This window comes from Nonomuraea sp. KM90 (assembly GCF_052246675.1).
GTDB lineage: Bacteria > Actinomycetota > Actinomycetes > Streptosporangiales > Streptosporangiaceae > Nonomuraea.
In genome coordinates this window covers 32,616-46,075 of record NZ_JBQQCB010000026.1, presented here as the reverse complement: position 1 = coordinate 46,075, position 13,460 = coordinate 32,616, and the positions used below count along the sequence as shown (strand labels likewise).

General features: G+C 71.4%; 13 protein-coding genes. 7 read left to right on the top strand and 6 right to left on the bottom strand.

Annotation, left to right across the window (positions count from 1 at the left end):
* Window positions 1-38: 38 nt before the first annotated feature.
* The 5 genes from ACTWPW_RS25770 to ACTWPW_RS25750 form a co-directional block, all read right to left on the bottom strand.
* Window positions 39-458 carry a peptidase inhibitor family I36 protein gene (locus ACTWPW_RS25770; protein WP_364115816.1) on the bottom strand — a complete coding sequence of 140 codons (420 nt, stop codon included), beginning with the start codon at window positions 456-458 and terminating at the stop codon, window positions 39-41.
* A gap of 280 nt (window positions 459-738) precedes the next feature.
* Entirely contained in the window at window positions 739-1,509 is a 771-nt protein-coding gene (locus ACTWPW_RS25765) for an SDR family NAD(P)-dependent oxidoreductase (RefSeq protein ID WP_375110655.1), read from the bottom strand.
* On the bottom strand, window positions 1,506-2,519 hold the full coding sequence (locus ACTWPW_RS25760) for a DUF4432 family protein (RefSeq protein ID WP_375110657.1): 1,014 nt from the start codon (window positions 2,517-2,519) through the stop codon (window positions 1,506-1,508). Before ACTWPW_RS25760 ends, ACTWPW_RS25765 begins: the two co-directional genes overlap by 4 nt.
* Window positions 2,516-2,830 carry a hypothetical protein gene (locus ACTWPW_RS25755; RefSeq protein WP_443170138.1) on the bottom strand — a complete coding sequence of 105 codons (315 nt, stop codon included), beginning with the start codon at window positions 2,828-2,830 and terminating at the stop codon, window positions 2,516-2,518. Before ACTWPW_RS25755 ends, ACTWPW_RS25760 begins: the two co-directional genes overlap by 4 nt.
* Before the next feature lie 8 nt (window positions 2,831-2,838).
* Entirely contained in the window at window positions 2,839-3,678 is an 840-nt protein-coding gene (locus tag ACTWPW_RS25750; RefSeq protein ID WP_443170137.1) for a hypothetical protein, read from the bottom strand.
* A gap of 122 nt (window positions 3,679-3,800) precedes the next feature.
* Between ACTWPW_RS25750 and ACTWPW_RS25745 the strand changes: the two genes are divergently transcribed.
* From ACTWPW_RS25745 to ACTWPW_RS25730, 4 genes are all read left to right on the top strand, one after another.
* Entirely contained in the window at window positions 3,801-5,411 is a 1,611-nt protein-coding gene (locus ACTWPW_RS25745; protein WP_443170136.1) for an ABC-F family ATP-binding cassette domain-containing protein, read from the top strand.
* 64 nt (window positions 5,412-5,475) lie between these two features.
* Entirely contained in the window at window positions 5,476-6,276 is an 801-nt protein-coding gene (locus ACTWPW_RS25740) for a hypothetical protein (RefSeq protein WP_375110662.1), read from the top strand.
* Between the two features lie 123 nt (window positions 6,277-6,399).
* The gene (locus ACTWPW_RS25735; protein WP_443170135.1) at window positions 6,400-7,821 is read left to right on the top strand and encodes an RNA polymerase sigma factor; all 1,422 of its coding nucleotides are present in this window, start codon (window positions 6,400-6,402) and stop codon (window positions 7,819-7,821) included.
* 79 nt (window positions 7,822-7,900) lie between these two features.
* Window positions 7,901-9,001: an NlpC/P60 family protein gene (locus ACTWPW_RS25730; RefSeq protein WP_443170134.1), complete on the top strand. Its 1,101-nt coding sequence runs from the start codon at window positions 7,901-7,903 to the stop codon at window positions 8,999-9,001.
* 7 nt (window positions 9,002-9,008) lie between these two features.
* On the opposite strand, the gene ACTWPW_RS25725 is transcribed toward ACTWPW_RS25730, so the two are convergent.
* Window positions 9,009-9,500, bottom strand: a complete 492-nt coding sequence (locus ACTWPW_RS25725; protein WP_106243463.1) for an inorganic diphosphatase — start codon at window positions 9,498-9,500, stop codon at window positions 9,009-9,011.
* A gap of 84 nt (window positions 9,501-9,584) precedes the next feature.
* On the opposite strand from ACTWPW_RS25725, the gene dacB reads away from it, so the two are divergent.
* The 3 genes from dacB to tilS all read left to right on the top strand — a co-directional run bounded on the left by dacB (window position 9,585) and on the right by tilS (window position 13,460).
* Complete coding sequence (gene dacB, locus ACTWPW_RS25720) at window positions 9,585-11,006, top strand: D-alanyl-D-alanine carboxypeptidase/D-alanyl-D-alanine endopeptidase (RefSeq protein WP_443170133.1); 1,422 nt, start codon at window positions 9,585-9,587, stop codon at window positions 11,004-11,006.
* 46 nt (window positions 11,007-11,052) lie between these two features.
* Complete coding sequence (locus ACTWPW_RS25715; RefSeq protein ID WP_375110942.1) at window positions 11,053-12,129, top strand: zinc-dependent metalloprotease; 1,077 nt, start codon at window positions 11,053-11,055, stop codon at window positions 12,127-12,129.
* Window positions 12,130-12,455: 326 nt separating this feature from the next.
* A complete protein-coding gene (tilS, locus tag ACTWPW_RS25710) occupies window positions 12,456-13,460 on the top strand; it encodes a tRNA lysidine(34) synthetase TilS (protein ID WP_443170132.1) in 1,005 nt (334 codons plus the stop codon).

The following is a 13,460-nucleotide window of genomic DNA, read 5'->3' as shown; positions in this document are numbered from 1 at the left end:
CGGCGGCCAAGCCCGGAAACCGGCACTCCCCTTATTGCTCAGTGGCACCAGATGTCGATCGCGCTGGTGCGGTTGTTGCCGATGGCGTTGTTCGCCAGGAAACCGTCGTTCGAGTTGTGCGTGAACGTGCTGTGGGCGCCCGTGTAACCCGGGTGCTGCCAGAGAGTGGCGCTGCAGCCGATGCGGTTCCTGACGGAGCTGGTCTCGTTGTTCATGCTGTGCCAGGAGTTGCTGAAGTCCCAGTTCAGCCAGTTGTTGTCGGCGAAGTTGGAATCGTCCTTGACGAAGTCCCGCCAGTGGTCGACCTGTCCGCGGTTGTAGTCGAAGCCGGCGTACAGGCAGACACGACCGCCGTAGCAGGTCGAGCGGGGGCTTGCCACCGCGGCGGCAGCGGGGACGACCGCCGCGAAGATAGCGGCCGCGGCGACGAAGCCGGCGGCCTTCTTGGATAGCCTCACAGGTCTCTCCTCATGGGTGAGTCGTTTCGACCTCGTAACTTAGCGTGCCGAATCGAATACGAGCCGTCGTGACTCGCCGATTCCATAAGGGCTGCGCGCCCCGGGAAAGGGGTCGCGTGCCCAGGCCCGCCAGACCCACTCGTATCAGGGGTATGACCGGAGACTTCGTCGCATTGACGCAACTCTTGCCAGCTCGGGTGTGCGACCGGAGGAACCCGTGGGCTGCGCAAGACCTATTCGGAAGCCATTCGTGACGCTGTTCGCGCGGCGATCGGTGCGGCTATTCCGGCAGCGCCGCCGGATTCTGCGCCAGCAGGCCGCCGTCCACGCGGTGCTCGGCCCCCGTGATGAACGACGAGCGCGGCCCCGCCAGGAACGCCACCAGCTCCGCCACCTCCTCCGGCCGGCCCACGCGGCCCAGCGGGTGGGCGCGGCCCCACTGCGCCACCTGCTCCTCCTGCGACAGCTCGCCCCGCCACAGGTCCGCCGCCCAGCGCAGCATGGGGGTGTCCACCGAGCCGGGGCAGACCACGTTCACCCTGATGCCGTCGGCCGCGTGGTCGAGCGCCATGGCCCTGGTCAGGCCGTTGAGCGCGGCCTTGCTCGCCGTGTACGCCGCCACCTGCGCCTGCGAGGAGAACGCCTGCACCGACGACATGATCACGATCGAGCCGCCGCCGCGCTCGCGCATCCGGGGGACGGCGGCCTTGCACGCGAGGTAGACGCCCTTGAGGTTGATGTCCAGCACCTCGTCCCAGACGTCCTCCGGGGTGTCCTCGACGGTGCCGTAGCGCTGCACGCCCGCGCAGGTCACCACGATGTCGAGCCCGCCGTACCTGGTCACGGCCAGGTCCACCAGGTCGCGCATCTCGCCGGCCCGGCGCACGTCGGCGATCCTGCCGGTGACGTGCTCGCTGTCCAGCTCCGCGTCCTTGTCGACCCCGCAGAAGACCACGGACGCCCCGCCGTCGGCCAGCCGGTCCACCACCGCCCGCCCGATCCCCATCGAACCGCCCGTGACCAGCGCCACCTTGCCGCCGAACTCGTTCATGCCAGCACCTCCGCGCGCAACCTCAGCACCTTCGTCTCCTGCGGGTCCAGGGCCAGGGCCGTGCCGTTGGCCACGGCGGCGGCCAGGCCGTCGGTCGGCATGCTGGAGAACGGCTCCAGCCCGACCGTGTAGGCCCGCCCCCACCACGGGTAGCCCGTGGACGCGCCGAGCTCCTGCCACATCCACAGGTACGGCAGCAGCGCCGCCTCCCACTCCACCCGCATACCGATATCCCCCGAAATTTCGTACCAACCCTCGTCGAAGCCTGTCAGGTACACGATGTCGCTCGGCCCGCCCGGCCCGGGCACCACGCTCAGGTCCGTCTCGCCGCCGCCGTCGGCCGGCACGACCGGCCACTCCCACGGCCCGCCGGCCCGGACCCTGCGCCCGGCCGCCGGGTTGATCGCGCTCTCGTGCGGGATCACGCGCACACCCTCCGGCAGCCGGATCCGGGCCCCCGGGCGCAGGAACGGCAGGCCGTACACGATGTGCTGCCCCCACATGGCATGCAGCGGCAGGTCCGACTCGTTGGTGGCCCGCCCCTCGATCTCCAGCGCCGCCGTGCCCGACCGCAGCCGGAAGACCTTCTCCACCCGGTACGGCAGCCGCCGCGTCCGCACGCTCAGCCGTACCGCGACCTCCTCGGGGGAGTCGGCCACGACCGCGCACTCCCACGGCAGCCCGGACACCTCGCCGTGCTGCGCCAGCCGCGCGCCGCGGTACTCGCTCGGCGCGCCGCCGTTGGGGAAGACCTCCTGCCAGCCGCCCTCGTAGTGGTCGACGAACTGGGCGACGTCGTCGGCCGCGCCCCGGAGGTGGTCGTGCGGGTCGCGCAGACCCTGCGGCGAGAGCCAGACGAAGTCCGTGTCCGTGGGCTTGTGCAGGAACTCCACCACGTCGCCGCCCTTGCCGGGCAGGACGGTCACGCGCAGCCGCTCGTTCTCCAGCGTGACCGCCCGCAGCCCGGCGATGGTGCCGAGCCGCAGGCGCGCCGCCCAGTTGCGTCTCACCCGAACGTCACATCCAGGAACCGGGGCCGGTAGATGGAGACGTCGCGGTAGTGGTCGGTGTTGACGAAGCTGTTGACGTTGTACGACACCACGAGCCCGCCGCCGGCGATCTCGGGATGGGCGTGGGCGTTGTAGGTGAAGATGTTCCCGCCGGTCTCGGGCGTGGTGTAGACGTGCTGCCTGCCGGTGAACGGGCCGAAGGGGGAGCACGCGGAGTAGGCCACGATGTTCGCGCTCAGCGCCTCGGTCGTGTCATGCGTGATCAGCACGTATCCGGAGCCGACGCGGCTGACGCTGTACTCGTTCGCCACCCCGCTCATCACGCGCGCCGAGTCGGCCTCGCTCGCCGACCAGGTGCCGTCGGCCTTGAGGTACTCCCAGGCGCCGAGCAGGCTCTGCCCCTTGACCCGGGCGATGTGCATGTACTTGGGCGAGCCGAGGTCCTCCACCCCGTAGACGTAGGTGTAACCCCCGTCCTTGAGGGTCCCGGAGGCCCAGGAGCGCCGTGCCCCGAGGGCAGGTCGTGCACGCTGATCGGCTGCTGGAGCCGCCCGGGGGCGAACCTGGCCAGCACGTTCCGGTGCCAGCGCCAGTCCCACGCCCCGGGGCCGTAGCGCTCGTACTCCTGGTAGGTGACCTCCACGATCCCGCCGGCCAGGGTCGCGTCACCGGCCCAGTACCAGTGGTTCTTGTCGCGCGGCGGCATGACGGCCTCCGGCTTCGCGGCCGTGCCGTCATGGATGGTGGACAGCCGGCCGTCCCGCTCGACGGCGAAGGAGTTGTTGAGGAAGACCGTCGTACCGCCCTCCTCGACCACCGGGGGCCGCGAGCCGTCGGGGTTGACCCGGCCGAGGAAGGTGTCGGAGAACACCCACAGCTCCCGCCCGCTCGGCAGCCTGAGCGAGTAGGTCCCGTCGGCGCCGGTCCAGTCGTTCAGGCTGCTGTTGTCGTTGCCGTGGGTGGTGAACAGGCTGGTCAGCCGGGCGTTCGTGGTGGCCCCTGTGACCGTGGGCGCGCAGGGGGAGGCGGCCGTGGCGGCCTGCTTCCCCTGCACGGGCGGTACGGGTTTGGGCGGGGCGGCCCAGGCTTGCTGCGGTACGGCGGTGAGGCCGAGCAACGCGATGGCGAGGGGTGCGAGGGCAGTGCGGAATCGCGTCATCACTTGTCCTAGGGGAGGGGGTTCCCTACAGTTCTAGTCATTAGATCACTTACTGTCTAGGGCCTGTGTGAGCGAGCGGAAATCCGGGTGACCGCGTGGCGGGCGGCGGCTACCCTGCCAGGATGGGCCACGTTGAAGTAGGACATTTGACACACGTGCTGCCCGATGGGCGGCCCCTGCTCAACGACGTGTCCTTCAGGATCGGCGAAGGCGTCAAGGCGGCGCTCGTCGGGCCCAACGGCGCAGGCAAGACCACTCTCATGCGCCTGATCGCCGGCGACGCGCAGCCGGTGGAGGGCAGCGTGACCAGCTCCGGCGGGCTGGGCGTGATGCGGCAGTTCATCGGCAGCGTGCGCGACGGGAGCAGCGTGCGCGACCTGCTGCTGAGCGTCGCGCCACCCGCCGTGCGGCAGGCGGCCGACCGGCTCGACGCGGCCGAGCTGGCCATGATGGAGCGCGACGACGAGAAGACGCAGATGCGCTACGCGCAGGCCATCAGCGACTACACCGACGCCGGCGGCTACGACATCGAGGTGCTCTGGGACACCTGTACGGTGGCCGCGCTCGGCGTGCCCTTCGACCGGGTGAAATACCGGGACGTGTCGACGCTGTCGGGCGGGGAGCAGAAGCGCCTGGTCCTGGAGGCGCTGCTGCGCGGGCCCGACCAGACGCTGCTGCTGGACGAGCCCGACAACTACCTCGACGTCCCCGGCAAGGAGTGGCTGGAGCAGCAGCTCAAGGAGACGCCCAAGACCGTGCTGCTGGTCAGCCACGACCGCCAGCTCCTGGCGAACGCGGCCGGCCGCATCATCACCGTCGAGTCCGGAAATATCTGGATTCATGGCGGCGGCTTCACCACGTACGCCGCGGCCCGCAAGGCCCGCAACGAGCGCCTCGACGAGCTGCGCAGGCGCTGGGACGAGGAGCACGCCAAGCTCAAGGCCCTGGTCAACATGCTCAAGAACAAGGCGCGCTACAACGACGGCATGGCCGCCGCCTACCACGCGGCCCAGACGCGGCTGCGCAAGTTCGAGGAGGCCGGGCCGCCGGAGGTGGCGCCGAGCGACCAGAACATCAAGATGCGCCTGCGCGGCGGCCGCACCGGCAAGCGCGCGGTCATCTGCGAGGGGCTGGAGCTCTCGGGTCTCATGCGGCCGTTCGACCTGGAGGTGTGGTACTCCGAGCGCGTCGCGGTGCTCGGCTCCAACGGCTCGGGCAAGTCCCACTTCCTGCGCCTGCTGGCTGGGGAGCAGATCGCCCACGAGGGGGCGGCCAGGCTGGGCGCCCGCGTGGTGCCCGGCCACTTCGCCCAGACCCACGCCCGGCCCGACCTGCTCGGCCGCACCCCGGTCGAGATCGTCATGGCCGAGCACGCCAAGCTCAAGAACGAGGCCATGAAGGCCCTGGCCCGCTACGAGCTGGCCGGGCTGATCGCCGAGCAGCGCTTCGACACGCTGTCCGGCGGGCAGCAGGCGCGCCTGCAGATCCTGCTGCTCGAACTGTCCGGGGCCACGTTGCTGCTGCTCGACGAGCCGACCGACAACCTCGACCTGGCCAGCGCGGAGGCGCTGCAGGCGGGCCTGGACGCGTTCGACGGCACGGTCCTGGCGGTCACCCACGACCGCTGGTTCGCCGCCGACTTCGATCGCTACCTGGTCTTCGGCTCCGACGGCAACGTCTACGAATCCTCCGAACCGGTCTGGGACGAGGCCAGAGTGGTCCGTCAGCGTTAAAGACTTGGTACGGCTGGCGCGTGTCCACTGCCAGCCGTACCCATGCTCGGGTTATCACGGCAAAGTGATCCCGCGTAGCCGAACCGTCAGCCTCCTCGCACTCGGGGCGTTCTGCCTCTCCGGGTGCGCGAGTGAGGAACAGCCCGTACAACAGCTCAAGCCGCTCGCTCTCAAGGAGCAGGTCTCGAATATCGTGAAGTCCGCCGACGGGTACGCCGTCAACTGGGCGGGCGTGCTCAGCAACGCCAATCCGTGGCATTTCGGCGAGCACGTGGTGGCCACGATCGTCGGGCACGACGCCAAGGGCGCCGAGGTGCTCAAGATGGACCAGCCGCTCGACGCCGTGCCGCCGGGCGGGTCGCTGGCCTTCACCGGCCAGGCCAGCGCCACGCAGAAGCCGGCCAAGGTGACGATCCAGTACCGCCCCGCGCAGTGGCGGCCGGCGGCGCGGATCGCCTCGGCCTTCCAGCGGTTCCCGATCTCGCGTGTTCAGACTATGCGCCAGAAAGATGGCTCATACCTTATTACGGGATATGTCGGAAATCCTTATAAAATCTCGGCGACCACGCTCGTTGTGAACGCGTTGCTGCGCGACAAGTCGGGCAAACTGCTCGGTGGCGGCAGCACGTTCGTGGACGAGGTGGAGGCCGGCAGCCCGCCGCGCTTCATTCTCACCGTGACCGGCCTGCCGAAGGGCACCGAGGTGGCCAAGACCGAGATCGCCGCCAGGACCTGGGGATCCACCGGCCGCCCGTACGAGGACCTGGCCCTTTCCGGGGCCGTGCCCATGCACACGGTCAAGCCGACGAGCGAGCCGTTCGTGGTGGACCGGAGCACACAGGTAGTTTCCGAGCACAAGCAGTAAATCGCTTTTATAGCGCGATAGCCCGAATTATCAGCACGGAATTCGGGCGTCCTGCCCGACAAGCGATGCCATCGGCGTGGAACCGGTAGAACTACTAGTTACCGATCCATTACCTTCGGTTACATGAATGACCGCGTCCTGGTCGAAGCACTCCGCGCCCGTGATCCAGGAGCACTGACCGCGCTCTATGACGCGTACGCGGAGAGCGTCTACCGCTACTGCTGGTCCCTGCTCCTGAGCGCCGACAGCGCCCAGGTGGCGCTCCGCGACACGCTGATCGCCGCCGAGGCGCACGCCGGTGCCCTGGCCGACCCCGACCGGCTGGCCGCCTGGCTCTACGCGCTGGCCCGCGTCGAGTGCCTGCGCCGCAGGGCCGCCGCGCCGCCCGGCGCGGCGGAGGCGCTGGCCGAGGCGCCCCCACTGGATGATCCGGCCGACGCCGACCTGCGCGTCATGGCGTGGAACGCCGTGCAGAGCCTGCCCCTGGCCGAACGGGAGGCGCTGGAGCTCGTCCACCGGCACGAGCTGCCCGCCGCCGAGCTGTCCCAGGTGCTCGGCCTGCCGCCGCGCCAGGTGGAGCTGCTCCTGGCGGAGGCCCGCGAGCGCCTGCGCGACGCGATCACCGCCGAGATCCTGGCCAGGAAGGGCCCGTACGACTGCCCGCGGCGCGCCCGCATCCTGGCCGGGTTCTCCGGCGAGCTGACCCAGGAGATGCGCGAGCACCTCGTCAGGCACCTTCCGCGCTGCGAGGTCTGCGCGCCGCACCGCGCGCGCGAGATCTCGGCGGCCAAGGTCTACGAGCTGCTGCCCGGGGCCGTCCTGCCCGACTCGCTGCGCATCAGGGTGATGAGCTGCTTCGTCGATCCCGAGCTGCTGCCCTACCGCCGGTATGTCGCCAGGCGCAGCGGTGTGCTGGGCGCCGCCGGGTTTCCCGTTTCCGCGGGCAGGCAGGGCCGGAAGTGGCCTCAGGCGCTGGCGGGCGCGCTGGCGGCGGTCGCGGCCGTGGTGGCGATAGCGGTGATCTTCGATCAGATCGGGAGGGAGAACGGTGGGGTGACAGGTGTCGCGACGGCCGCGTTCCCGGCGACGGGCGAGCCGCCCGGGATCCGATTGCCCTGGCAGGCCGATCCCCAGGACGCGCCGCTGACCGTGGTGCCCATCCTCGACAGCACCTCGACGCAGCCCCTCGGGGTGACCGGGTCGCCGACGCCAGGGCCGCCGGCCGCGGTGCCGTCGTACGTCCAGTCCTCGCCCACCAGCGGCCCGCCCCCGTCGTCACCTCCGGGCGAGCCCGACCCAGGCTCCGATCCCGGGCCCGAGCCGAGCCGGCCGCCGGAGGAGCCCCCGACGAAGGCCCCGCCGACCGACGCGCCCGAGGAGCCGCAACCGTCCGGCCCCGGCACGCGGACGCCCTGCCCGACCCCGACGCCCACCCCCACCCCGACTCCCACCCAGACCCCGACCCCGACCGCCACGCCGACGGAGACGGCCACCCCCACGCCCACCGAGGAGCCCTCGGTCACCCCGTCGGAGACGACGAGCTGACGTGAGGAGTCTTTACGTTACGTGAGTGAATGGCCGGGAACTGTGTGCATAGAGTAACCATCCGTGGTCAGGGGGACCTATGCGCGCATTTCGGGCCGGGCTCCTCGCGGGCTGCCTGCTGGTCGCCCTGTGCCCGCCCGTCGAGGCCGAGCCCGGCCCCTCCTCGCGCGACGTCAAGAAGGCCCGGCAGGCCGTCCGCGACCGGTCCCAGGACCTCAGCCGGACGACCGCCGAGCTGGTCACCGCGCAGTCTCGGCTGGACGAGCTGGCCGCCCAGGTGGAGCGGCTGGTCGAGGCGTACAACGGGGAGGTCGTCCGGCTCCGGCAGGCCGAGCAGGCGTACGCGCAGGCCAGGGCGCGCCTGACGGCGGCCGACGCCGAGGTGGAGCTGGCCCGTCGGGACGTGGCCCTGCTGGCGGCGGAGAGCTACGGCGGGCTGGGGCTGATGAAGCCGGTCGTGGGCATGCTCCTCGACCAGGGCGGCACGGACGGGTTCCTGCACCGGGCGGGCGTGCTCGGCCACCTCAGGGGTGAGCGGTCCGCGATCCTGGGCCGGATGCGCGACGCCCAGGAGGTCGCGGCGATCCTGCGGGCCCAGGCCGAGGGCGCGTACGCGGCTCGGCAGGCGGCCGCCGAGCGCGCCCGGCAGGCCAAGATCGCCGCCGAGACCGCGGTGGCCGCGCAGCGGCGTGACACCAAGGAGCTCACGGCGCGCAAGGAGAGCCTGCAGCGCCAGGTGGACGCCGCCCGCAGCCGCGCGGAGCTGCTGGCCAGGCGGCGCGCGGCGGCCCTGGCCGGGCTGGTGGCCGGCGGGTCGACCATGGGCGACGCGGCCGCGAACTGGGCGCTCACCCAGCTCGGCAAGCCGTACGTGTGGGCGGCCGACGGCCCGGAGACCTACGACTGCTCGGGCCTGTCGATGCGGGCATGGGAGAAGGCGGGCGTGCGGCTGGACCACTGGACCGGCACGCAATGGACCTCCGGCCCGCACGTGCCGCTGGACCAGCTGCGCCGCGGCGACCTGCTCTTCTTCGCCCACACCGGCGACCCATCGACCATCCACCACGTCGGGATCTACGTCGGGCACGACCAGATGGTGCACGCTCCGCAGACCGGCGACGTGGTGCGGGTCGCCTCGATCTGGCGCGGGGACCTGGTGGGCGCCACCAGGCCCCGCTGAGGGGGCTCTAGTGGTGCCCCTCCTCCTTGGCCCGCCGGAACGAGCGCTCGATCTCGGCCTCGGCCTCGATGCGGCCGACCCAGTTGGCGCCCTCGACGGACTTGCCGGGCTCGAGGTCCTTGTAGACCTCGAAGAAGTGCTGGATCTCCAGGCGGTCGAACTCCGACACGTGATGGATGTCCTGGATGTGATGCATCCGGGGGTCGGTGGACGGCACGCAGAGCACCTTGTCGTCACCGCCCTTCTCGTCGGTCATGCGGAACATCCCCACCGCCCGGCACGTGATGTAGCAGCCGGGGAACGTCGGCTCCTGCAGCAGCACCAGCGCGTCCAGCGGGTCGCCGTCCTCACCGAGGGTGTGCTCGATGAAGCCGTAGTCGGCGGGGTACTGCGTGGAGGTGAACAGGAGCCGGTCCAGCCTGATCTTCCCGGTCTCGTGGTCCACTTCGTACTTGTTCCGTTGCCCCTTGGGAATCTCAACGACAACGTCGAACTCCACCGCGGTTCCTCCGCTCAGGCCCCCGGGCACCCCCGGCTGGGCGTTAATGTCTCGTAAGCGAACACAGGAGAGAGGGCAGGCGACGTGGCGCGGCGCGACCGGTGGGTGATGCTGACCACTCTCGCCGTGCTCCAGGCCCTGACGATCGTCACCGGCGTTTACGCGATGACCACCGAGTTCAGCCTTGGCGCGCTGACGAGCGGGTCTTCACCGACCAAGCCGACGGCGTCACCGGCGGAAGGCACTCCCCCCGTCCCCGTGGTCACCTCCGGGCCTGTGCTGGCCCAGCTGTCGGCGAGGTCAGGAGACGGACCTCTCCCGACTAAGGGTACTTTGACGCGGCAGCTCACCAGCGCCCTGGGTGACAAAGCGCTCGGCGGCCGGGTGGGTGCGGTCGTCATCGACACGGTGACCGGCGAGCAGCTCTTCGCCGCCAACCCCGACATGGCGGTCACCCCGGCCTCCACCACCAAGATCGTCACCTGCGCCGCCGCCCTGGCCTCCCTCGGCCCCGACACCCGCCTGTCCACCAGGGCCGTCCAGGGCCCCAAGCCGGGCACCGTCGTCCTCGTCGGCGGCGGCGACCCCCTCCTCGCCGGCCCCTCGGCCAAGCCGACCTACCCGAAGCAGGCCGGCCTGGCGACCCTCGCCGCCCGTACCGCCGCCACCCTCAAGTCCCAGGGCATCCGCAAGGTCACCCTGTCGTACGACACCACCCTGTTCACCGGCACCCCGAAGGCCCCCGGCTGGAAGCCCAACTACATCCCCGACGGCGAGGTGGCCCCCGTCTACGCCCTCACCATGGACGAGGGCCGCCAGGACCCCCGCTTCCGCAGCCCGCGCGTGCCCAACCCGCCCCAATACGCCGCCGCCGCCTTCGCCAAGCTCCTCACCAAGCAGGGCATCTCGGTCGCGAAGTCCGTACGCCCGGCCAAGGCCCCGGCCAACGCCCCCGAACTGGGCAAGGTGGACTCGGCCCCCCTCTACTCCCTCGTCGAGCACACCCTCACCCGCAGCGACAACGACCTCGCCGAGGCCCTGATGCGGCACGTCGCGCTCAAGGAGGGCCAGCCGGCGTCCTTCGCGGGCGGCGCCAAGGCCGTGGTCGCCGTGCTCCAGCGCCTCGGCGTGGCCCAGAACGTCTCCCTCGACGACGGCAGCGGCCTGTCCATCCGCAACCGCATCAGCCCGAACGCCCTGGCCAAGGCCCTCGCCCTGGCCGGCTCCGCGAGCCACCCCGACCTGCACGCCATCGCCTCGGGCATGCCGATCGCGGGCTTCACCGGCACGCTGGGCAACGGCCGCCGGTTCACGGGGAAGGACAGCAAGGGGCAGGTGGGCCTCGTACGCGCCAAGACCGGCACGCTCAACAACATCAACACGCTGGCGGGGATGGCGACGACCAAGGACGGGCGGCTGGTCACGTTCGCGTTCATGGCCGACCAGGTGCCGGTGAACGCCGAGCCCGTGCTCGACCGGCTGGCGGCGACCGTCGCACGTTCGTGACGGCGGTCCTTCGCAGCGTCGAGGAGAACCACGTACGGTGGACGTTATGCAGGTGATCGACTGGGATCTGGCCGTCACGACCGGCACGCGCCTGGTGCGCCCCGGTCCTCAGGTGAGCCGGGAGGAGGCCAGGCAGGCCGTCACCGAGCTCCGCACCCTGTCACGCGAGGCCGAGGGCCACGTGCGCGAGTTCACCAAGATCCACACAGAGACCGCGCCGCAGCCCGCGACCATCGTGGACCGGCCCGGCTGGATCAAGGCGAACGTCGAGGGCTTCCGCGTGGTGCTCGAACCGCTGACGCAGCGCATGAGCAACGGCTCCAACGCGCCGCCGGCCATCGTCACGGCCGTCGGCTCCCGCATCACGGGCGTCGAGGTCGGGGCCGTGCTGGCCTTCCTCGCCTCGCGCGTCCTCGGACAGTACGAGCTGTTCCTCCCGCCCGACCCCACGGGCCAGGAGGCCGCCGGCCGCCTGACGCTCGTCGCCCCCAACATCGTCCACGCCGAGCGTGAGATGAACGTCAACCCGCACGACTTCCGCCTGTGGGTCTGCCTCCACGAGGAGACGCACCGAGTGCAGTTCACCGGGGTGACCTGGCTGCGCGAATACGTGCGCTCGCAGATGACCGAGTTCCTGCTCGCCTCCGACCTCGACCTGCCGACACTCCTCGAACGCCTCCGCAACGCCGCCGACACGGTGGCCGACGTGGTGCGCGGCGGGGAGGGCAACCTGATCGACGCCATCCAGTCGCCCGGCCAGAAGGAGATCCTCGACCGCCTGACCGCCGTGATGACCCTCGTGGAAGGCCACGGAGACTACGTCATGGACGCGGTGGGGCCCTCAGTGGTGCCCTCGGTGGCCGACATCCGCGCCAAGTTCGCCCAGCGCCGCGAGGGCGGCTCCCGCCTGGACCGCACGGTGCGGCGGCTGCTGGGGATCGAGGTCAAGATGAAGCAGTACGCGGAGGGCTCGGCCTTCGTCCGCAAGGTGGTCGGCCAGGTGGGGATGGACGGCTTCAACAAGGTCTGGACGTCCCCGGAGACCCTCCCGACGACCCAGGAGATCGCCGACCCCGACGCCTGGATCAGCCGCGTGATCGGCACCCCGGCCCTCCCGGCCTGACCCGTCCACCCATCGCCCGCCGACCGCTCCGCCTGACCCGCCCGACCGCTCGCCGCGCAGGCCGCGCCGCGTCGGAGGGTCGGCGCGGTGGAGCGCGGCGCCCGTTCACGGCCCCAGCCGGGCGTATCGGCGGGCCGGGCCGCGTAAGCCGCCCCGCACCGGCGGGTGGCGGTGCGGCGGCGCCCGGCGCCCGTTCACGGTGCCCGCGCGGGGCGTATCGGCGGGTCGGGCGCGCGTGCGCAGCGCCGCGGCGGTGGGCGCCCCTTCACCGTGACCGGCCGTCCAGGGCGGGTGGGTGGCGCGGTGGTGGGTGGGGAGCCGGGACAATGGCAGCCGTGGGCCCACAACCAGCCGTAGCCGACGTCCGCCGGGCAGTGCGTGAGGCGCTGGCCGACGTACGGCAAGGCGCGCTGATCCTCGCCGCGTGCAGCGGCGGAGCCGACTCCCTGGCCCTGGCCGCCGCCCTCGCGTTCGTCGCGCCCCGCATGCACCTGCGCGCCGGCCTGCTCACCGTCGACCACCAGCTCCAGCCCGGCTCCGCCGAGCGCGCCAGGACGGTGGCGGGCCTGGCCCGCGACCGGCTGGGCCTGACCCCGGCCGAGGTGCTCACCGTGACGGTGGGCACGGCGGGCGGCCCGGAGGCGGCGGCCAGGGAGGCCCGGTACGCGGCCCTGGCGGAGGCCGCCGACCGCCTGGGAGCGGAGGTCGTGCTGCTCGGCCACACCAGGGACGACCAGGCCGAGACGGTCCTCCTGGGCCTGGCCAGGGGCAGCGGGCCCCGTTCGCTGTCCGGCATGGCCGCCACGGCCGGCCGTTACCGCCGCCCCCTGCTCCACCTCCCCAGATCCACCACCGTCGCCGCCTGCCGGGCCCTGGGTCTCGACCCCTGGGACGACCCGCACAACGAGGACCCCCGCTACACGAGGGTCCGCGTCCGCCGGAAGGTGCTGCCCGTGCTGGAGGCGGAGCTCGGTCCGGGGGTGGCCGAGGCGCTCGCCAGGACTGCCGGGATGGCGCGCGAGGACGCGGACGCGCTCGATCAATGGGCCGAGACGGCGTACCAGAATTGCGCTCTTAGCGATATCGGCGTGTCGATAAAGCTCGCGGTGGCGGAGTTGGAGAAGCTGCCCGATGCCGTCAGGCGAAGGGTGTTGCGGAAGGCGGCACTCGCCGCGGGCGCCCCGTCCGGAGCCCTGTCCGCCACCCATGTGCTCGCCGTGGACCGGCTGATCACGCGGTGGCGCGGGCAGAAGGCCGTGGACCTGCCCGGGGGTCTGGCCGCCGCACGGCGGTATGGCACCCTGATATTCGCCATCAGTCCCATCCCGTAA

Excerpts from the sequence above, each read along its gene's own strand:
- ACTWPW_RS25765 (WP_375110655.1), bottom strand. The coding sequence starts at position 1,509 with ATGAACGAGTTCGGCGGCAAGGTGGCGCTGGTCACGGGCGGTTCGATG.
- ACTWPW_RS25750 (WP_443170137.1), bottom strand. The coding sequence starts at position 3,678 with ATGACGCGATTCCGCACTGCCCTCGCACCCCTCGCCATCGCGTTGCTC.
- ACTWPW_RS25745 (WP_443170136.1), top strand. The coding sequence starts at position 3,801 with ATGGGCCACGTTGAAGTAGGACATTTGACACACGTGCTGCCCGATGGG.
- ACTWPW_RS25735 (WP_443170135.1), top strand. The coding sequence starts at position 6,400 with ATGAATGACCGCGTCCTGGTCGAAGCACTCCGCGCCCGTGATCCAGGA.
- ACTWPW_RS25730 (WP_443170134.1), top strand. The coding sequence starts at position 7,901 with ATGCGCGCATTTCGGGCCGGGCTCCTCGCGGGCTGCCTGCTGGTCGCC.
- ACTWPW_RS25715 (WP_375110942.1), top strand. The coding sequence starts at position 11,053 with ATGCAGGTGATCGACTGGGATCTGGCCGTCACGACCGGCACGCGCCTG.
- tilS (WP_443170132.1), top strand. The coding sequence starts at position 12,456 with ATGGCAGCCGTGGGCCCACAACCAGCCGTAGCCGACGTCCGCCGGGCA.